15 protein-coding genes are annotated in these 20,486 nt (G+C 69.7%); 9 read left to right on the plus strand and 6 right to left on the minus strand.

Annotated features, from left to right (window positions below):
* Positions 1-310 precede the first annotated feature (310 nt).
* From KBX50_RS03680 to KBX50_RS03695, 4 genes are read left to right on the plus strand one after another with little or no spacing between them, the layout of a single operon-like run.
* On the plus strand, positions 311-1,270 hold the full coding sequence (locus KBX50_RS03680) for a thiamine pyrophosphate-dependent dehydrogenase E1 component subunit alpha (protein WP_210934666.1): 960 nt from the start codon (positions 311-313) through the stop codon (positions 1,268-1,270).
* On the plus strand, positions 1,267-2,271 hold the full coding sequence (locus tag KBX50_RS03685; RefSeq protein WP_307870828.1) for a transketolase C-terminal domain-containing protein: 1,005 nt from the start codon (positions 1,267-1,269) through the stop codon (positions 2,269-2,271). The genes KBX50_RS03680 and KBX50_RS03685 overlap by 4 nt, the downstream gene beginning before the upstream one ends.
* Positions 2,264-2,779, plus strand: coding sequence for a biotin/lipoyl-containing protein (locus KBX50_RS03690; protein WP_210934667.1), 516 nt, complete (start codon positions 2,264-2,266; stop codon positions 2,777-2,779). The genes KBX50_RS03685 and KBX50_RS03690 overlap by 8 nt, the downstream gene beginning before the upstream one ends.
* Positions 2,760-4,022, plus strand: a complete 1,263-nt coding sequence (locus tag KBX50_RS03695) for a DUF1116 domain-containing protein (RefSeq protein WP_210934668.1) — start codon at positions 2,760-2,762, stop codon at positions 4,020-4,022. Before KBX50_RS03690 ends, KBX50_RS03695 begins: the two co-directional genes overlap by 20 nt.
* Before the next feature lie 21 nt (positions 4,023-4,043).
* Here the strand turns inward: KBX50_RS03695 and KBX50_RS03700 are convergent, their stop codons facing one another.
* The 3 genes from KBX50_RS03700 to KBX50_RS03710 form a co-directional block, all read right to left on the minus strand.
* Positions 4,044-6,188, minus strand: a complete 2,145-nt coding sequence (locus KBX50_RS03700) for an SAM-dependent methyltransferase (protein ID WP_210934670.1) — start codon at positions 6,186-6,188, stop codon at positions 4,044-4,046.
* A 26-nt stretch (positions 6,189-6,214) separates the two neighbouring features.
* Positions 6,215-7,315, minus strand: coding sequence for a monodechloroaminopyrrolnitrin synthase PrnB family protein (locus tag KBX50_RS03705; protein WP_210934671.1), 1,101 nt, complete (start codon positions 7,313-7,315; stop codon positions 6,215-6,217).
* A gap of 112 nt (positions 7,316-7,427) precedes the next feature.
* Positions 7,428-10,271, minus strand: coding sequence for a BTAD domain-containing putative transcriptional regulator (locus KBX50_RS03710; protein WP_247673123.1), 2,844 nt, complete (start codon positions 10,269-10,271; stop codon positions 7,428-7,430).
* Between the two features lie 261 nt (positions 10,272-10,532).
* On the opposite strand from KBX50_RS03710, the gene KBX50_RS03715 reads away from it, so the two are divergent.
* The 5 genes from KBX50_RS03715 (at position 10,533) to KBX50_RS32630 (ending at position 18,238) form a co-directional block, all read left to right on the plus strand.
* Positions 10,533-12,749: a trypsin-like serine protease gene (locus tag KBX50_RS03715; protein ID WP_307870829.1), complete on the plus strand. Its 2,217-nt coding sequence runs from the start codon at positions 10,533-10,535 to the stop codon at positions 12,747-12,749.
* 175 nt (positions 12,750-12,924) lie between these two features.
* The gene (locus KBX50_RS03720; RefSeq protein ID WP_247673066.1) at positions 12,925-16,035 is read left to right on the plus strand and encodes an ALF repeat-containing protein; all 3,111 of its coding nucleotides are present in this window, start codon (positions 12,925-12,927) and stop codon (positions 16,033-16,035) included.
* A gap of 33 nt (positions 16,036-16,068) precedes the next feature.
* Complete coding sequence (locus KBX50_RS03725) at positions 16,069-16,848, plus strand: transposase family protein (protein WP_210935105.1); 780 nt, start codon at positions 16,069-16,071, stop codon at positions 16,846-16,848.
* A gap of 320 nt (positions 16,849-17,168) precedes the next feature.
* The gene (locus tag KBX50_RS03730) at positions 17,169-17,633 is read left to right on the plus strand and encodes a hypothetical protein (RefSeq protein WP_210934675.1); all 465 of its coding nucleotides are present in this window, start codon (positions 17,169-17,171) and stop codon (positions 17,631-17,633) included.
* 56 nt (positions 17,634-17,689) lie between these two features.
* Positions 17,690-18,238, plus strand: coding sequence for a hypothetical protein (locus tag KBX50_RS32630; protein ID WP_247673068.1), 549 nt, complete (start codon positions 17,690-17,692; stop codon positions 18,236-18,238).
* Between the two features lie 70 nt (positions 18,239-18,308).
* Here the strand turns inward: KBX50_RS32630 and KBX50_RS03740 are convergent, their stop codons facing one another.
* From KBX50_RS03740 to KBX50_RS03750, 3 genes are read right to left on the minus strand one after another with little or no spacing between them, the layout of a single operon-like run.
* A complete protein-coding gene (locus KBX50_RS03740; protein ID WP_210934677.1) occupies positions 18,309-18,887 on the minus strand; it encodes a dihydrofolate reductase family protein in 579 nt (192 codons plus the stop codon).
* Positions 18,884-20,083: an RNA polymerase sigma factor gene (locus KBX50_RS03745; RefSeq protein WP_210934679.1), complete on the minus strand. Its 1,200-nt coding sequence runs from the start codon at positions 20,081-20,083 to the stop codon at positions 18,884-18,886. Before KBX50_RS03745 ends, KBX50_RS03740 begins: the two co-directional genes overlap by 4 nt.
* Before the next feature lie 20 nt (positions 20,084-20,103).
* Positions 20,104-20,457, minus strand: coding sequence for a YciI family protein (locus tag KBX50_RS03750; protein WP_210934681.1), 354 nt, complete (start codon positions 20,455-20,457; stop codon positions 20,104-20,106).
* Positions 20,458-20,486: the final 29 nt, after the last annotated feature.

Consider the following 20,486-nt stretch of genomic DNA (forward strand, 5'->3'; position numbering starts at 1 on the left):
TCTGTTGAGCCTCCGGTGTGACGCCGTGACAGTCGGTCGTGACGCCTCGATGATGGAACCGTGGCTAGCGTCGGGTCGTCAACCAGCATCCCGCGCAGTGAGAAGCGCCTATCTCGACAACGGCCGGGGCCACGGAAAGCCATAGTGGACCCACCCCGCTGCCTTGACGGGATGGCTATTGTCATCCGGGAGCCCGCACATCGGTCGGTCCGCACTGCGGCAGGCAGCACTTCACGAATTCAGCCGCTATCATCGGACGTCGCGCGCGCTTTGCCAGATCGCTTTCACGCCGACGGGGGAACGAAGGCGCATGATCAACAATGCTCGGTCGCGCAATACCACCGCGGTGCTCGACGAGGGCGTCGGCCCACCGTCGCTCAGCCGACTGTCGGACGCGGACCTGTCCGCCATGCTGCTCATTCGGCACTTCGAGAAAAGCCTGCTCAAACTCTTCGAGCAGGGATTCCTGCACGGCACGACACACACCTGTCTCGGGCAGGAGTACGTACCCGTGGCGCTGACGTCCCTGCTGCGCGACGACGACCACATCTTCAGCAACCACCGCGGCCACGGCCACTACCTGGCGCGATACGCAGACCCCGAGGGCCTGCTCGCCGAGTTGCTCGGTCGCGCCGGTGCGGTCTGCGGCGGCGTCGGCGGCAGCCAGCACCTGCTCCGCGAACGGTTCCTGTCCACCGGCGTGCAGGGGCAGAGCCTGCCGGTGGCCACGGGCGTGGCGTTGCACCTCAAGCGGTCCACGCCGGGAGCGCTCGCCTGCGTCTACACCGGTGACGGCACCTGGGGCGAGGGCGTGGTCTACGAGGCTCTGAACATCGCCGCCCGGTGGGAACTGCCGCTGCTCGTCGTCACCGAGAACAACGGCATCGCCCAGTCGACGCCGACCGGGCAGCAGATGGCGGGCGACATCGGCGGCCGGGCGGCGGCCTTCGGCATCGCGTACGAGCGGTTCACCGACGCCGACGTGACCCGGCTGCGAGCGGCCCTGCGTCCGCTGGTGGAGCAGGTGCGCCGGGCGTCACGGCCGTTCGTCGTCGAGTTCGTCACCCATCGCCTCGGCCCGCACAGCAAGGGTGACGACTCTCGCTCTCCGGCCGAGCTGCGCGCGGTCCGCGCGGCGGACTGGGCCGCCGGGTACGCGGCCGGGCACCCCGAGCAGTTCGAACGGATCGACGCGGAGCAGTCGCGGCGCGTCGAACGGATCGTCGCCGAAGTGCTCGCCCGGCCGCTGACGGCGTGGAGCCCCCGGTGACCGCCCCCCGGGTGGCCGGCGATCTCAACACCGCGCTGCACCGGCTGTTCGCCGAGGACGAGCGGGCCATGCTGCTCGGCGAGGACGTCTGCGATCCGTACGGTGGCGCCTTCAAAGTCACCCGGGGGCTCTCCACCCGGTATCCCCACCGGGTCCGCAACACACCGATCAGCGAGGGTGCGCTGGTGGGTGTCGCCAGCGGGCTGGCACTGGCCGGCGACACCGCCGTCGCGGAGATCATGTTCGCCGACTTCGTGACGCTCGCGTTCGACCAGTTGGTCAACTTCGCCAGCAAGTCGACCGCCATGTACGGCCGTCGCCTGCCCCTGCGCCTGGTGGTGCGTTGCCCGACCGGCGGGAATCGCGGGTACGGGCCCACTCACAGCCAGACCCCGCAGAAACATCTCATCGGAGTGCCCGGGCTGGCCCTGTACGAGGCGTCGCCGTTGCACGACAACCACACGTTGCTCACCCGGATCCTCGATGACGGGGTGCCCGCCGTGCTGTTCGAGGGCAAGGTCCTCTACGGCGAGCGCATGTTCACCGACGGCATGGTCGACGACCTCTTCGGCTACGAGCTCACCGACGGCGTGGCCCGGATCCGCCTGCACGACCCGGTACCGCCGGACTGCGTACTGATCACCTCCGGCGCGATGGTGCACCGCGCCGTCGAGGCGCTGCGTGAGCTGCTTCTGCACGACGAGATCGTGGCCGAGCTGCTTGTCGTGTCCCGGCTCTATCCGGTGGACCGGGCGCCCCTGCTGAGCTTGACCGGGCCAGCGCGGCGGGTGGCGGTGATCGAGGAGAGCACCGCCGGCGGCACGTGGGGCGCCGAGGTCGCCGCGGCTCTGCATCCACCCCTGTGGGGCACCCTGGCCGCACCGATCCGCCTGATCCACTCGCTCGACAGCATCATTCCCGCCGCAGCCCACCTGGAACGACAGGTGCTGGTGCAAAGCGGCACGATCCGGCACGCCGTCAAGGAGCTGGTCCATGGCTGACATCCGAATCCCCCGGCTCAACACGAACGACGCCTCGTACGTGCTGGTCGAGTGGTTGGTCGACGACGGCGCAACGGTGCAGAGCGGCGCGACGGTGGCGACGGTCGAGACGTCGAAGGCCCTGGAGGACCTGGTGTCCGAGCACACCGGGGTGCTGAGCCGTCGGCTGCCGGCCGGCGCCGACTGCCGGCCGGGTCAGGTCGTGGCGGTACTGACGCCGCCGTCGCAGACCCCGCCGCCGCCGGTTGCTGGCCCGGACCGGGAGGAGACCGACCGTACGCCGCAAGCCCCACCGGTCGCGCCCGCCGCCCTGGTGATCACGGAGCCGGCGCGGGCCCTCATGCGGGAACACGGCATCGACGAACAGGACCTGGCCGTGCTGGGCAGCGCGCTGATCCGTCGCAGCGACGTGGCGGCTCTGCTGGCCGGTGCGGTCGTGCCGTCGCTCGACGCACCGGGGGGCACCGAGGCGTCGCAGGAGGACGGCCATGCCCGGCACACCCGCTGACCACGGCCCGGATCAGCCGTTCACCGGATGGGAGAGCGTGCAGGTGAACGTGGCTGGCGCGCACCTCGCCGGTGCCGTCTGCGCGGAGCTGGATCGCCGCACCTTCCTGCACCCCGGTCCGCCGCTGGACGTCGCCGACGCGCCGGCACCGATGCGGTCGGCCATCGTCGGGGCGTTGCTCCTCGAAGAAGAGGCCGACAGTCCGGCCGCCGCCGAGCGGCTGATCGACCGTCGCGAGGTGCGACTGCTGCCGTCGGTCCTCACGGGTGCCGTGGTGCCGATGACGGGGGTGCTGTCGCCGTCCATGCCGGTCGTGGTCGTGGCGGACGCCGACGGGCGGCAGGCGTTCGGTCCACTGGAGAACGGCGCTGGGGCGTGCCTGCGCTTCGGCTGTCACGAGCAGCAGGTACTCGACCAGATCCGGTGGATCGGCCAGGTCGTCGCACCAGTGCTCGACCAGGTCGCCCGGCTGACCCCGATCAACGTGACCCGCATCATGGCCGAGTCCCTGCGCCGTGGCGACGACTGCCACGCCCGCACCGTCGCGGGCAGCTCCCTGCTACTGACCCAGGTCTTCGCCACCCTGCTGGGCCGCCAGCTGTCCGGCCCGGACGTGGCCCGCGTGGCCCGCTGGTGCCGCGCCAACCTGCACCTGTTCGGGGCGTTCGCCACGCCCGCGGCCCGCCTGCTCGCCGACACCGCACACGGCCAGGACCGCAGTCCGATCGTGACCACGCTGGCCTCCAACGGGAATGAGTTCGGCATCCGGGTCAGCGGTACCGGCGACCGGTGGTTCGTCACCGAGGCGCCGGTGGGTGAGGTCGTGCTCTTCGACGGGTACCGCCCGGCGGACGCCCACCCGATCGCGGGTGACTCCTTCGTCATGGAGGTCGTGGGTCTCGGTGCCGTCGCGCTTGCCGCCAGCCCCGTGGTCGCCGCGCAGCTTGGTTGGTCGGCGGCGGACGTCGCGCGGCACACCGCCAGGATGCGCGAGATCACCGCCGAGCCGGGCGACCGGTTCAGGCTGGCTGGCGACGATTTCCGGGGCGTCGCCACCGGCATCGATGTGCATCGGGTGGCGCGTGCCGGCTTCGGTCCGTCGGTCAACACCGGCATCGTGCACCGACGGCCCGGCGTCGGCCAGATCGGTGGCGGCATCGCAAACCTGTCGACCGCACCGTTCCGCGAGGCTTCGGCCGTGCTCGGTGCGACCACGGGGTTGCCGTCGTCGCCGTTGCGTTGAGGTCGGTCGGGGTGAGGCTGCTCAGTCGAGCTGGGCGCGAGCCACCCAGTGATGGTCCCGGGGTGGGCAGAGGCGCTCGGGCGGCGTGGGCAGCCACGAGCACTCACCCGCGCGGAGCTGCCGCAGCGTGTAGGCCTCCGCAGTCCAGCCCTGGTGGCGCAGGAAGTCGCCGAGGTCGTCGAAGCCGAGCTGGAACGCGGATCCGCGTGACGTCATGAACGCCAGAAACGTCTCGTTGGCCGGATCGATGTAGTAGTCGGTGTGCGGCGCGTCGACAAGCAGTACCGAACCGCGCGTCGACATCTTCCGCACGGTCCCGATCAGCCGGGTGAAATCCTCGATCTCAAGGTAGGGAAGCAGCCCCTCGATGATCCAGACCGTCTGCTCGTCTGGTTCGTAGCCGGCTGCCCGCAGCCGCTGCGGCCACGTGTCATGCCGAAGATCCGCGCCGAGGGAGACCCGACGGCAGACGAGCCGGTCCCGGACCGGCTCCAACATCCGCTCCTTGGCCTCCAACTGGCCGGGCAGGTCGACCTCGAAGAACCGGGTACGCGAGGGAAGATCCAGTCGCCATGCCCGGGTGTCACTGCCGGCCGCCAGACAGACCACCTGGGTTACGCCACTGTCGGTCGCGGCACGGAGCGCGATGTCACCGAACCGGGCTCGGACGATCACGGACCCGACGGTGCCGCCAGCGGCCAGCGCCTCCTCGGTCATCTCCCGGGACACCGGGGTGCTCAACAGCCTCGCGTACCGGTCCACCAGGTAGGCGTCGGGGCGATCGTGCTCCATGGCCCTGATGACGGCGGTGATGAAACCGGTCTCCTTCACCGCCCTGGACTCGTCGTCCCGCCCGGCGAGGTCCGCCACCCCGCCCACCACGGCGCCGGTATCCGCACCCTCACCCTGAGGTCGAGCTACGCCCAGCGACGGTCGTGAGTTGACCCAGTCCTGATCGAACCGGCCGGTCCGGGCGTAGCTGCGGGAGATTTCCGCGAGTTCCTCCGCGCTGAACACCTCCCGCACATCCGTGAACCCGTGCGGTGCCCGCTGGTGGGCAATGGTGATCACCTTCTCGGGCCCCAGGGAGCGGTTCGCGTGCTGCAACTCGGTCATCTGCGGGCGGCGGTCGTCCTCGTAGGCGCGCAGGGCGCTGCCCAGGTCGGCGTGGGTCGCCAGGTGCCACGACAGCACCCGGGCGTCGACGATGGCCTGGGTGGCACCGTTGGACCCGGCCGGATACATGGCGTGGGCGGCGTCGCCCACCAGTGTCACGTCGTTGAAACTCCAGCGTGGGATCGGGTCTCTGTCGATCATCGGGTATCGCTGGATGTCCGCCGTGTCGTCGAGCAGGCGGGGCAGGTCCACTCCCGGCGGCGCCCAACTGCCGAACTGGCGCAGTACGGCCGCACGCCGGTCGGCGGCGTCCGTGCGATCGTGCGGCAACGGGTCGGCCTCGTCGTCAGGGAAGGCGGCGACCCAGTTGATCAGGGACTTGTTCGTGGCATCGTCCCTGTCGACGGGATACAGCACGAGTCGTCGCCGGGCGTCGCCGAGCACCGCCATCGTGCTGCCCGTCAGGAAGTGACGGCCCCAGGCGGTTCCTCGGTACATCGTCATGCCGTTGGCCGGGGGTGGTCCCTCGGCCGGGTAGAACGCCGCCCGGACAGCGGAGTGAATGCCGTCCGCGCCGATGAGAAGCCCCGTCTCGACGGTACGCGTGGTGCCGTCCCGGCCCATGAAGGTCCCGTACGTCCGACCCGGCTCGCTGTGCAGGCCGACGAGCCGGGCGTCGGTGACGATGGACTTGTCACCCAGACGCCGCCGTACCGCGTCGGCCAGAACCGTCACGAGCCGGGCACGGGAGATCGAAAGCTGTGGCCATCGGTAGCCCGCAGCGGTGCCGCGATCCTCGCGCCACACGAGATCCCCACGTGTGTTGTACATCGCCAGTTCCCGGGTGCGGATCGCGCGCTGCCGCAACTCGTCGAGCAGCCCGAGTTCGGCGAGTTCCCGCACGGCGTTGGGCAGAATGTTGAGCCCGAGCCCGTGTGGACGCAGGTCCGGCTCCGCCTCGAAGACCGTGACCCGGTCGAAGCCCGCGGCGTGCAGGCTGAGCGCGGTGGCCAGCCCCGCCACCCCGGCCCCCACTATCGTGATTTCCATCGTCGGCGTCCTACCTTCGGGGTGCGTCACGGCAGTTGGACCCGCTGCGCGGCGGTGGCGTTGAGCAGGGCGCGATTCTGTCTCGTCAGGGCGAGAATCTCCTCCAGTAGTCCGACACTGCCGCCGCCACTGCCCAGTTCATAGAGCCGGAGTTCCTCCTGATAGGCACGTCGCGCCATCACCAGATGTTTGCCGCGGAACGACGTGAGGGTCTGCAGGGCTCGCCGCAGGCTCCTCGCACTGGCCTCGACGATCTCGTCCGTGGACGGTGAGCCGGAGGTCCCGAGGGCCGCGACGACACGGGACGTGATGGATGGCGTGCTCGCCCACTCCGCGTACCGCTCCTGCCACTGCGGCAGGGTCTGCGCTGACACCTCATGGCAGAACTGCAGATATCCCGGGCTTCCTCGGTCCGAGGCCCACAGGAGCAGGTCGATGAGAAAGATGGGAATGTGGGCCGCCGCCGGCCCCATGTACGCGCGACCGGCGACGCGGACGTCCTCGTAGAACGGTCTGAGCACCCGCGCGAAGAACTCGGGGGTGACGCTCGCCCGGATACCGCTCATGACCGTGTCCGCCACCGCGATGTGCGCGGTGAGCGACGCGATGCGCTCCGCGTGGACGGGCGCAGCTGGGTCCTCCTGCATCAGTGACCGCCCGATGTCGACCGCGCGGGCGAGGTTCGGCACGCAGGTGCGTACCGCGTTGATCAGGCTGCGCTCCATCGGGTGGCCCGTGTAGAGCCGTTCCCGCTGACCCGTTGGATTCCAGGACGTGTAGTGGTAAACCGTGTCCCGCGGAATCATCCCCGTACGCTGGCCCAGCAGCTGGAACGACCTGGTCGCGCCCGGCACGGCGTCGAAGGCGGAGACCCCGTGCCGTTGCAGGCTGCCGAGATACATGCCCAGGTCACGCATGGTGGCCAGGCACTCCGCGGTGGTGAAGGCCGCGATGCTCTCCGCCGAGGGAAGCGCAGCGCCGAGCGTCCGTACCATCGCGGCGACATCGGCGGTCCTGTTCAACCTGGGCAACACCCGGAGTTCGTTGTCCAACCGCACCGGGTCGAGCCTTCTGACCTGCTCGTTGTGCTCCTCGGAGATCACATCCAGATGTGCGCTGCGGTGCACGTGAATCCTTCCCCCACGCGGATCCAGGCGATGTCCCTGATTCGAGCAGGAAGGCGTCGTGCCGTACGAATACCTGACAGAGCCCTGACAGATAGCCGTGGTGCAGCGGCGGTCACAGTTGTCGGCGGGCGCGCTGACGTCGCAGGTCGTCGGAACTGATCAGCTCGTCGCGGTCGGCGAAGGAGGACAGGGTCGCCAGCCAGGGACCGAGTACGTCACTGAGCGGGTGGTGAAGTTCGAGGTAGATCCGGTGAGCCTCGGCCCAGTGTTGCCGGGCGATGTCCGGCTCGTCGGGCAGCAGGGTCGAGGCGAGGTTGTCGCGGGCGACCGCGGTGCGTAAGGGATCCCCAAGTTCCTCGGCCAGGCGTAGCTGTTCCTCGGCGTACTTGCGGGCGGTCTGGTGCTGTCCTCGTCGGAGGGCGACCTCCACCAGGTTGGCGTAGATGATGCAGGCGTTCTGAAGGTCGCCGAGAGTGAAGGCGGCGGTGAGAGCTTCGTCGAGGGCGCTTGCCGCTTCGTCGTTGCGTTCCAGAGCGATGAGAGCGCATGCGAGGTTCACCTGGGCGGTGATGGCGTACTGCGGGTTGTCGCGGTAGGCCGGATAGGTCAAGGCGAGGCGCAGCATTTCGACGGCCTCCGCCCCGTGTCCCTGGCCGACACGCAGGCCGGCCAGGTTGACCGTGAAGGCTCCGGCGGCGCGTTCCTCGCCGGCTGTGGTCGCGAGGTCGATCGCACGTCGGTAGTGCAGTTCGGCGAGGTCGAAACGACCGCTCTGTTTGTGGAGCACGCCGAAGGCGTTCTCGACGCGAGCGGCGGCGGCGATGTCGGAGGTGGCTTCGGCGGATTCGCGGGCGATGCGTAGCGCGGCGAGCCACTCGGTCCATCGGCGTCGGATGACGAAGTAGGCGAACAAGTCGGCGGTCAGTTGCAGAACCGCGTGGTGCCAGCCGCGCTCCGCGGCGAGCTGGATGACAGCGATGAGGTTGTCGCGTTCGTGGTCGATCCAGGTGAGCGCCGCACCTCGATCGGTGAAGCGCAGCGACCTGACCGGCGGCTGGATCGTCTCTCGTCGCGTGTCCGGACGCCGCGGCATGAGCAGCGGGTAGGCGTCGAAGACGGTCTGGTCGTAGAAGTGGACGAGACGCAGGGCGGCGGCGTGCCGGTCGGTCTCACTTTCTTCGGTGGCGCAGATCCGCTCGGCGTAGCTGCGCAGCAGGTCGTGGAGAAGGTATCGACGCGGTAGGTATTCGGTTACCAGGTTGGCGGCGATCAGCTCGGTCAGCGGAGCGCGCAGTGCGGCCTCGGAGCGTCCGGTCAACGCGGCGGCCACCGGTGGGGTGAAGTCCGGGCCTGGGATGAGGCCCAGCATCCGAAACAGGTGCTGTCCCTGCGGGGTCAACGTCTGGTACGAGACGCCGAACGCCGAACTGACCGCGACGTCGTCGTCGACGCCGTGGTCCAGCAACGAGAGGGCGTCTCGCTCACCCAACTGGTCGACGTACTCCGCCACCGTCAGATGGTCGTGGCAGATCAGCTGGGCGGCGGCGAGACGCAGGGCCAGCGGCAGGTATGCGCAGCGGGTGGCCAGTTGCTCGACGGCGGCGTCGCTGGCCCCACGGGTGAGCATCCGCCGGAGGAGCAGGGTCGCCTCTTCCCGACGCATGGGAGTCAGTTGCAGCAGCCTTGCTCCCTCGTGCGCGATCAGGGAGGGCAGCCGGTTGCGGCTGGTCAGCAGGGCGGGACAGCTGGCGATGCCGGGCAGCAGGGGCCGGACCTGTTCGGTGTTGGCGGCGTTGTCGAGCACGATCAGCACCCGCCGGCCGACCAGCCGTGATCGGAACAGCGCCGCAGCTTCGTCGACGTCGGCGGGGAACGCCGCTGGTTCGAGCCCGAGGGAGCGCAGGAAGTAGTGCAGCACGGTCAGCGTCTGCGCCGGCGGTCGCCGGGCGTCGAAACCGCGCAGGTTCACATAGAGCTGCCCGTCCGGGAACTGCTCGCGGACGCGGTGGGCCCACCGTAGTGCCAGCGCCGTCTTGCCGACCCCGGCGGTGCCGCTGATCAGGACGAGGCGGCAGCTCCCGGTCGGGTCGAGCAATGCGTCGAGCTGATCCATCTCACGCTTGCGACCTGCGAAGTCGTGCACGTCGAACGGCAGTTGAGCGGGCGACGCCGCAGTACGCTGCGGCGCGTCCCGGGCCGGTGCCGCGAGGTCCAATGACCGATCGGCGGTGAGGATCGCCTTCTCCAACTCGGTGAACTGGGCGCCCGGGTCCAGGCCCTGCTCGTCGGCCAACCGGCGACGGTACGACCGGGCGGTGCTCAATGCGTCGGAGCGTCGGCCGCAGCGATGTTGTGCCAGCATCAGCTGACACACGAGCTGTTCGTGCTCGGGGTGCTGGCGGACCAGATCCTGTAACTCGCCGACGAGGTCGTCGTGATGGCCCAACGCCAGCTCGGCCTCGGCCAGTAGCGCTTGAGCGGCCAGGCGGGACTCGTGTAGCCGTCGCCGCGCCGTGGCCGCGTAGGGCGCGGTCACGCCAGCGAGAGCGTCGCCCCGCCACAGTGTCAGCGCGTGGCGCAGCAGTTCCGCCGACATCGGCCAGTCGCCGCGTCGATGCGCCGCGCGGGCGTCGTTGACGTACCGGTCGAAGACGGTGGCGTCCAGGTCGTCCTCAGACAGGGACACCAGGTAACCGCCGGGACGGGTCCGGATCACGTCGACCATGCCCAGCTCCCGCAGCGCGCGCCGGAGCGTGGAAACCGCGACGTGCAGTTGCGACATCGCGGACGAGGGCTCCGCTCCGCCCCACAGGGCCTCGATCAGTCGCTCGGGAGTGGCCACCTGGTTCGGGTGCAGCAGCAGCCAGCCGAGCAACGCCCGATGCCGGGGCTGGCCGACCGACACCGGACCGTCGGGCCCGAAGACCTCCACCGAGCCGAACACCCCGAACCGCATACCCACCCCCGTAGGTTCGATCTAAGTCTATCGAAGGGTTGGCAACCGCTTGGCTAGCGATCGGCAAGCGGACAGATAAACCCCGACTCGCAAACTGATCCAGGTGGCCGTGGGTCGCCTGGCTTGAGGCATGGCTGCTCCGACATCGCGCATCGGCGCGAGTCGAACGGGGGGCCGTCATGGCATGGGTCGGTGCCGGAGCGCGGCGTTGATGCCCGTTCGGCTCGTGGCTGTCAGTCGTCTCGATCATCAGGGGGAGCTGTGAAGTTGGTCCACCGTTCACGTCGACCGGGCGCCGCGGTCGCGGCTGTCGCGGTCACCGCGGGGCTGCTCGGAGGCGGGCCCGCACACGCTCTCGCCGGTGCCGAGCCGGTCCCGGACGGTACGTACGGTTTCAGCGCCAAGGTCACCGTCGGTGACTGGCTGTCAGGCAACGTCAACTCGTGTAGCGGTGCACTGGTGGACCCGGGTTGGGTGCTCACGGCGAAGAGCTGCTTCACCGAGGGGGCCGCGCCGGTGACCGCCGGAGCACCGAGTCACCCCACCACGGTGGTGGTGGGCCGGACCGATCTCACCGGCAATGCCGGCCACCTGCTCACCGCGACGTCGATCATCCCGCACCCGGAGCGCGATCTCGCGCTGGTCCGGCTCTCCCAGGCGGCCACCGACGTCACGCCGGTGGCACTGGCCAGCGCGACGCCAGCGGCGGGGGAGACACTGACCGTCACCGGCTACGGTCGCACCGCCACCGAGTGGGTGCCGGACCGGTTGCATCAGGCCTCGTTCGCCGTCGAGGACGTGACCGCGACGTCGGTCGGCCTGATCGGCGCTTCGCCGGGAGCCGCCATCTGCAAGGGCGACGCGGGTGGACCGGTATTCCGGGACGACGCCGGCACCCCCGAACTGGTGGCAGTCAACAGCACATCCTGGCAAAAGGGCTGCCTGGGCGAGACCGAGACCCGTGATGGTGCCACGGCCACCCGAGTTGACGACCTCGGCGCATGGATCAGCGAGCAGACCGCGGACGTGCAGATCTTCGGCGTACTCCCCGACGGTCGGCTCACCTACGCGGCCATCGAATCCGCCAGCGGTGACCTGCGGGCGACCCGCGAGTCGACCGCAGCCCTCGGCTTCGCGCCCAGAGCCATGGCGACGCTCAACGAGAACACGATCCTGATCACCAGCACCGGCGGGACCATGCACCGCGTGGACATCACCGGCCTGGCGCCACTGACGTTCACGGTGACGTCGCTGTTCACCGGCTGGTCCACCATCGACCGACTGACCTACGACGGATACGGCTCGCTCTACGGCATCGTCAGCAACACGAACCTGCTGCGTCGCTACACGGTGACCGCGCACAAGCCGGACGCGGCGGCGTTCACCCGATTCACCGACATCGGCACCGGCTTCGGGTTGAAGGCGATCACCTCGCCAGGACCAGGGCGACTGATCGGCAACATCAGCGACGGCAGGCTGCGTTCGTACAAGATCAATGGTGCGGGGACGGAGGCATGGTCGGCGAGCAACCTGGCGACCACCGGCTGGGCCGGCCCGACCCACCTGCTCTCACCCGGCGGCGGCATCTACTACGCCCGGAGCGCCGCCGGCCGACTCGACCGCTACCGCGACGTCAACCCGTACGACGGAAGCGGCAGTGACATCCAGAGCTTCACCACCGACCCGGTCAGCACCAGCGGCTGGAACCAGGTCCTCCTGTCCGCCCGTCCGTGGACCGGCCTGGTGTCGGTCTTCGGCACCCGGCCCGACGGTCGACTGTCGTACACCGCGATCGACCCGGTGACCGGCACCAAGCAGATCAGCACCGTCTCCGAGCAGACCCTCGGTTTCACGCCGAAGGCCCTGGCCACCCTCAACTCCGACACCCTGCTCGTCACCAGCACCGGAGGCGACCTGTACCGGGTCGACGTCGACGGCCTCCAGCCGCTCGTCTTCACCCGTACCGAACAGCGCCTCGGCGGCGGGTGGACGCACGACCGGCTGGTCTACGACGGACACGGCTCCCTGTTCGGCCAATCCGGCAGCAGCATGCTCCGGTACACCGTGACCAAACCCAAACCAGCCGACCCGAGCACCGACCTCACCAACCGCACCGTCATCGGTGCCAGCGGCTGGACGCTGCAAACGCTCGCCGCAACCGGGAAGGGACACCTTCTTGCCACCCTCAGCAACGGCAGGATGCCCGCCTACACCGTGGACGCCGCCGGCAGCTGGACCCGCAGCGACCTCGCCACCAGCGGCTGGAACGGCCTCACCTCGCTGGTCTCCCCAGGCGGTGGCCTCTACTACCGCCGCAGCTCCGCCGCCGTCCTGACCGGCTACCTCGACAACAGCCCCTTCGACGGCAGTGGCACGGACCTGACCGCCCACGTCCCGACCGGTACCACCAGCGGCGGCTGGGACCCGATCCTGTCCGCCCTCTCCTACGACGCCTGGCCGGACAACACCCGACGCTGACCCTTCCGCGCCGTGGGCCGGCACCTTCATCGGCCCACGGCGCGCGGCGGTAAGCGTCTGTTCCGGCCTCCGCTGTCCGTGCCGACAACGAACGAACGGGGTAAGAATGAAAGGCCGACGTAGACGACCACACGGGACAGTGACCCGCGCCGCTGTCGCCACCACGATCATGATCATGACAGTGACGATGACTGTCGGGCCGGCCCGCGCGGCGAATCCGCCGACGCTCGCCGATCGCGCCCATTGTGTCGAGTTGATGCGGACCGGTGGGCCCACGGTTGCCCGAGCGGCAGAGGTCGCGTTGACCGGTTCGGACGCGGATCTCCGCGAGTTCCTCGACTCCGGCTACGCCGAGGCGATGGCACACGACGACCGGATCCGAGTCGAGCACTATCAGGAAATCGGCGGTCCCAACACCAGACAGGCCGCCGAAACGGCCCTTGCCGGCTCGGCTGAAGACGTGACCGAGTTCCTGGAGACGGGCTACCAGGCACCGCTGGCGCTCGACCTGCGCATCCGCGCCGCCCAGGTGATGAACGTCAGCGGCCCGCAGGTGCGGTCCGCGGCACAGCGGGCGCTCACCGGCACGCCGAAGGATCTGGAGGAGTTCTTCTTCCTGGAGTTGGGCACCGCACGGATGCTCGACGACCGGGTGCGGATCGCGCAGATCGTCGCAGCTGGTGGCCCTGCTGTCCGTGAGGCGGCCCAGCAGGCGCTCGCCGGGACGGATCGGGATCTGCGGGAGTTCCTGGTCCGTGGCCAACATGTGGCACGGGCACGGGACCAGGAGGTGAGCACCCTCAGCCAGCTGGTCAGCCAGGCCAAGGCGGCCGGCGAACTGGCGGCGGAGGAGACCGAGGCCGCGAAGAACGCCTCCGCGCAGGCGGTGGAGGCAGCACGGCTGGCCAAGGCCGCCGCCGAGCGGGCCAAGGCAGAGACCGCCGCTGCCCGGGACTCGGCGAAGCGGGCATCCAGCGCCGCAGCGCGGGCCGCGGACGCCGCGGCACGGGCGGCCGAAGCGTCCCGTACCGCGCTGAGCGCCGCGCGGGCCGCCAACAACGCTGCCCGCTTGGCGTCGAACGCCGCAGCCCGCGCCGCATCGGCGGCGGCCCTTGCTGGGCAGGCCGCAGCGCGCGCGTTCCAAGCCGCTGCCGCCGCAGCCACCGACGCCGACAAGGCCGCAGCGGCTCGCCAGGCAGCGGCGCAGGCTCGTCAGGTGGCCACCAATGCGCGCAGAGCCGCCGACGCTTCGCTGGCCGCCGGCAACGCGGCGCAGACCGTGGCGGCTGCCGCGGCTGCTGCGGCCAGCGCCGGCAGCAACGCGGCCGCTGCGGCCGCTGCGGCAAACGACGCCGGCAACTACTCCAACGTCGCGGCGGCCGAGGCTGCCCGGGCCCGGGCAGCCGCTGCGACGGCACAGCGCAACGCGGCGGCCGCGACCCGCGCAGCCAACGCCGCCGAACGCTTCGCCATGAAGTCCGCGCAGGCCGCACGGCAGGCCCATCAGGCAGCACTGGATTCGGCACGCCATGCCGAGGCGGCTGCGGTGGCTGCGGACGACGCGGCAGCTCACGCTGGCGATGCGGCCGCTGCGGCGGCTCGGGCGACGAGCGCCGCCGCCGCCGCGACCAATGCGGCGAACACCGCGACCGAGGCGGCCAACCAGGCCGTACAGGTCGAGGCGGACGCCCGGGAAGCGGACGTCGAACGCCTGGCCGAGCAGACCGAGCAGGGCAAGGCGGAAGCGGCACAGGCTCGGGCGATCGAGCAGGAGCAACTGGACCAGGCAGCGGCGGATGCCGCGGAGGAGGCGCGGCTCGACGAGCAGACCCAGCAGTGGCTGGCCGAGGCGACCGCCCCGGGAGCTTCGACGGCGGTCGTGCTGTCCAGCGGGCGCCGGGCGGCCGCACGCCTGATGAAGACCGGCGGCGAATGGACCCAGGCCGCAGCGGGCGCCGCCCTCGCTGGCTCCGAGGCTGACCTGCGTAGCTTCCTCTCCACCGGGCGGGCGGTCGCCGCGGAGGAGGACGACCGGGCGAAGGTACGCCACATCGCAGCGACGGCGGACAAGCCAGCCTTGAAGGAGGCGGCGGAGGCTGCTCTGGACGGCTCCCACGAGGCCGTCGTCGCGTTCCTCGACACCCGGGACTACCCGGGCAAGGAAACTGACGACCGGATCAAGATTGCCCAGTTGATGAGCGCCGGTGGATCGCAGATGCAGGCGGCGGCTCAGGCAGCGCTCGACGGCACCGCAGCTGACCGGCATGCCTTTCTCGCCACCGGCCAGTACGTCGCGGCCGAGCAGGACGACCGCATCCGGATCGCCCAGATCATGAACGCCGGTGGTCCGGAGGTGAACTCGGCTGCCCAGGTCGCGCTCAGCGGCCCGCGGTCGTACTTGAAGGACTTCCTCACCGACGGGCAGTTCCGCGCACAGCGACGGGACGCGGAGGCAGCCACCCACGTCGCCCGGGTCCGCGGCCTGGTGGCCGAGGCGCTACGGTACGCGGCCGACGCCCGCCGGGACGCGTCGGAGGCGAACCGGGTGGCGGCGATCGCGCGGCAGGCGGCCCAGGACGCGGCGCGCTATGCCGCAGAGGCCGCGACGGCGGCCAGCCAGGCCGCCGAGTATGCAAACGAGGCGCGAACGGCGGCGGCTCAGGCTGCCGCATCCGCCCAACAGGCCGCGAATGACGCGCAGGTGGCCCGCAACGCGGCAGCCGCCGCTCAGCGGGACGCCCAGGCTGCTGCGAAGTCCGCCGCAACGGCCACCGCGGCGGCGGCCCGAGCCGCGTCGTACGCTGATGCCGCCGAGCGCGCCGCGGCCCAGGCCCGCGCCTCGGCGCTCGCCGCGGGCAAGAGCGCCCAGGAAGCGGCGGCGGACGCCATGGCGGCTCGCGAGGCGGCGATCGAGGCGCAGCGGGAGGAGCAGGCGCGGGGTGGCCCCGAGGAGACCCCCTGGCAGGTACCGATCCCGGGTGAGGACCCGCCGGACGGCTCGCCGTTCCGAATCGGCAATGTCCGGAATGGCAACAATGCTCTGGCTCAGGCGGCGATCGCTCTCTGGGGCGGTGAATGCTATGCCGGTCAGGAGCAGATGATCTGCTACAACGTACAGACCCCGAATGATCGACCAATGACGATCGGCGACTACATGCTGTACCCGGGCGGTCCTGTAGAGCTGACGGCGACGGTTGCGGCGGAAGCCGCCAGGCGAGCGGAGTTGAGCCTGTCCGGAGTGGACGGCAGTACATATGGCCCGGATCTGCTAAGGGACGTCTCGTAACTCGGTCGGTCGTCCATGGTGGATCATGTCGGGGTGCAGGTGATCTCGGCAGCCCGCCCGGAGTGGATCTTCCCGTTCACCGGGCTGCAGCCCGTCCAGTTCCGCCGGCTGGTCAAGTTGGTCGCTGAGCGGGGCGGTGACGCGATCGCTGATGGTCGGCCGGGGCGGCAGTGGTCGCTCGATCTGGCTGATCGGGTGCTGCTGGTGGCCGTGTACTGGCGGACGAACCTGACGATGCGGCAGATCGGTCCGCTGTTCGGGGTGTCGCACTCCGCCGCGCACAGGGTCATCGACACCCTCGGCCCGCTGCTCGCGTTGGCTCCGGTACGCCGACGTCGAGTTGACCAGATCGCCATCGTCGACGGCACCCTCGTCCCGACCCGCGACCACCGCCTCGCCGCACCGAGCAAGAACTACCGCTACTCGACGAACCTGCAGGTCGCCATCGACGCCCACACCCGTCTCGTCGTGGCCCTGGGCGACCCGCAGCCCGGCAACCGCAACGACACCATCGTCTACCGCACCTCCGGCATCGACGCCAAGCTCGCAGGTAGGCCGGTCATGGCCGACGGCGCCTACCGCGGCAACCCCGACGTGATCATTCCCTACCGCAAACCCACCGACGGCAGCGAGCTACCCGTCTGGAAGAAGGACCTGAACAAGCAGCACCGCACCGTCCGAGCGCAGGTCGAACACGCCCTGGCCCGGATGAAGACATTCAAGATCCTCCGTGACTACCGCCGCGCCGCCCACACATTGACCGACACCGCTTCCGGCATCGCCCACCTCCACAACATCATCCTGCTCGGCTGACACCAGCACCGTTGCCAGGCAACGCCTTCACCGAGTTACGAGACGTCCTTTAGAGCACGAGGCGCGGCATTCGGATCAGTGGCAGCATTTCAACCCTCCGAGCTTTCTGGCGCTCTACTACGCCGGCACCTTCCTGTCTTACCAACTCACCTTCGACGATGGCGATGCCAACCCATGGGAAATCGGAGCCAATCCGTGGAAGGGCGGATACTGGGAATATGGTAAGGAACCGTCGACTCCCAGTTGGCTTGAGCCGGCGGCCAAGTGCATGCTCGGCCTCTGCTGGTGAGTTGACGATGGCGTCAGCACGGATCCGCAGGATGGTGAGCGTCCTCGCGACGCTCGCCACCCTCGGGACCCTTGTCGCCTGTACGCCGGCTGCCAAGCGGGTGACCGCATTGCGCAACGTTGACGGCCATCCGACCTTGCTGCTTGCCGCCTGCGACACGTTCGAGGCGGACGGGCTGCTTGTTTCGACCGTGGACCCATCCCCGTGGAAACAGTGGAACGTTGATCGAGGCGCCGGCGAGGCCGTCGAGGAGGTCCGCTTGTTGCAGTTGCCGCCGGGCTGGGTAACCGCTGACGAGACACTTACTGCCCTCCAACCCGATACGGAATACACCGTTATCGCTTTCGATAGTGGAAAGACCAGCTTCCCAGTCAGATTCGTCCTCACGGATCTGGTCGCGCTCGCGCCGGATCAGGTCCTGATCGGTGAGGCCGCCGGCAAACGGAGGGCCGTTACCGAGTCCGATTTCCGAAGCCTGGCGAGCAAGTCCTGTTAAAGCCGAAGCGAATGCCGGATCAGGTGAGTACGTTTTCGAGAACAGGTGAGGTTCCCATGAGAGCTACTTCGCGAACTCTGTCGGCGACGCTGGCCGGCGTCGTCACGATGGCGGTCACGATCGGGGGATTCGCGGCAGCCAGTGCCGTTGCTGCCGGGGACGGTAGCGCGAGGGCCGCGGATGAGCCAGGCAGCCTGGTGGAGGATCACAGCTATCCGGCTGCGGCCCAGATCCTGCAGCAACGCGGCATTAAGCTGATCAAGGGCGACGGTCACATCACGTACGCCGAATGCGGCCCGACGCCGAACAATCCGCCCGACGACCTGATCCTGGTACAGGTCGCGGACATCTCTGCCCCGGGCGGTCCGAACTACTGCTTCAAGACGAAGGGCAGTGCGGGTCATCTCACCATGGAGATCGCCAAGGTCTACTTCATCCGCAACCGAGACAGCGGAAACCTCGACGCGAAGCTGGAAATCAAGGACGATCCCGCCGCGGTGGAGGTGGAGACCCTGGAACCGGAGGAGTGGCGGCCGGTCGGCGAGGGCGCCTCGCGCGGGGACGCGGTGCTGCTCGAACTGCGCTTTCCGGCCTCTGCCGCGTGACTGCCACCGCGGAACCGACCAGGGCAGTGCAGGTCAGTTCGGCGGTGGCAGGTGGGCGTGTCCGGCGAAGTCAGGCGTGCAGGGTGGGGCGGTAGGTGAGTTCCTGGGTGCGGCCGTCGAGGGTACGGCTTTCGAGCAGTTCCAGGTCGAAGTCGGCCGCGCCCTGGAAGATGGGTTCCGTGCCGGTCCGACCCGTGATCACCGGGAAGATGGTCACCTGGACGCGGTCGACCAGGCCGGCGGCCATCAGCGCCCGGTTCATCGACAGGCTGCCGTGCGACCGCAGGGGTAGGTCGGACTCCTCCTTCAACCGGGCGACGACGTCGACGGCGTCGCCGCGCGCGATGGTCGCGTCCGGCCAGTCGAGGGGAGCGTCGAGGGTGTTCGACACCACCGTGGCGGGGAGGTTCCGCATCCGGGTGACCCAGGCGTCCCGTACCTCGGACTCCTCGGTGCTCTCGGCCAGCAGCTGTGCGAACACTCGGTACGTGTCGGCGCCGAAGACCATGCGTTGCTCTGTGCGGTACGCGGCGAGGCGGTGCGCGAGCAGCTCGGGGCCCTGCTTGCCCCAGTAGCCGCCCCAGTCGCCGCTGGTGGTGCCGTAGCCGTCGAGGCTGGCGAAGACGTCGACGGTGTAGGTGGCGGTCATGAGGTCCTCCTCGTACGGGTGAGTTCGGTGCGGCGCCGCTGTAGGAAGGCGCGTTCGGTCTCGTTGGTGGCCAGTGCCATGGCCTCGTGGTAGGCGGCCCGGGCCTCCGTGTCGCGGCCGAGCCGGGCCAGCAGTTCGGCGCGGGTGGCGGGCAGCCGGTGGTAGCCGGGGAGGTTGATGTCCTCCAGCGCGGCGAGGGCCACCGCCGGTCCGTGTACCTCCGCCACCGCGACCGCACGGTTGAGCGCGACGATCGGGGTCGGTGCCAGTGCGAGCAGTTGGTCGTACAGTGCCAGTACCTGTGGCCAGTCGGTGGCGGTGCCGTCGGTGTGCACCGCGCTGATCGCGGCCTGGATCTGGTATGGCCCGGGCCGGTTGCGCCGGAGGCAGCGGCGGACCAGGTCGTGGCCTTCGGCGATGAGGGCTCGGTCCCACAATGACCGGTCCTGTTCGGCCAGCGGGACCAGTTCGCCGGTCGGACCGAGCCGGGCCGGGCGGCGTGCCTCGGTCAGCAGCAGCAGGGCGAGCAGGCCGAGCACCTCGGGCTCGTCGGGCATCAACGCGGCGAGTTCGCGGGCGAGCCGGATCGCCTCGGTGCACAGGTCCGTCCTGATCAGCGGCCCCGCGGTGGACGTGTAGCCCTCGTTGAACATCAGGTAGAGCACGGTGAGCACGGGCGGTAGCCGGTCCGGCAGTTCGTGTTCGGCGGGTACCCGGTACGGGATGCCGGCGTCGCGGATCTTCTTCTTCGCGCGCACGATCCGCTGGGCGACGGTGGCCTCCTGGATCAGGTAGGCCCGGGCGATCTCCGGTACGTCGAGGCCACCGAGGAGCCGGAGCGTGAGGGCGGTACGCGCGTCCGGGGCAAGCGCCGGGTGGCAGCAGGTGAAGATGAGTCGCAGTTGGTCGTCCCGCACCGGTCCCACCTCCTGGGGCTCGTCCGGTTGATGCAGTAGCAGGGCTTCGGCGTGCCGGGCCTCGCGGGTGGTCTCCCGGCGGAGCCGGTCGACGGCCCGGTTCCGGGCGGTGGTCACGATCCAGGCGCCGGGGTTCGGCGGCAGGGTCTGCCACTTCTGCAGCGCGGTGGTGAAGGCGTCCTGCACCGCCTCCTCGGCGAGGTGGATGTCGCCGAGGAGGCGGGCCAGGGTGGCGACGCAGCGGCCGTACTCCGCGCGGTAGACGTTCGCCAGGTCCATGTCGGGTGACCGGCTCCGGTTCAGGCCTGGGACAGGTCGTCGAAGGGGCGCACCTCGATCGGGCCGCAGGCCGCGGCGCACTTCTCGGCCCAGGCGAGCGCCTCGTCCAGGTCGGCGCACTTGATGACCCAGAAGCCGGCGATGTGTTCCTTCGTCTCGGCGAACGGCCCGTCGCTCATGGTGGTGGCGCCGTTCTCGATCCGCACGACGGTGGCACTGTCCGGCGACCGGAGCCCTCCGCCGAAGACCCAGGCACCGGCGGCCTGCATCTCGTCGTTGATCCGTCCGGTCTCCCTGAACATTGTCTGCATCTCCTCGTCGGACGGCTCCGGCGCGCCCTCGACGAGATGCACGGACAGCAGGTACTGCTTCATGACGATCCTCCGGTAACTCGATGGTCGGT

The sequence above is a fragment of the Micromonospora sp. C51 genome (assembly GCF_018070435.1).
Lineage (GTDB): Bacteria > Actinomycetota > Actinomycetes > Mycobacteriales > Micromonosporaceae > Micromonospora > Micromonospora sediminimaris.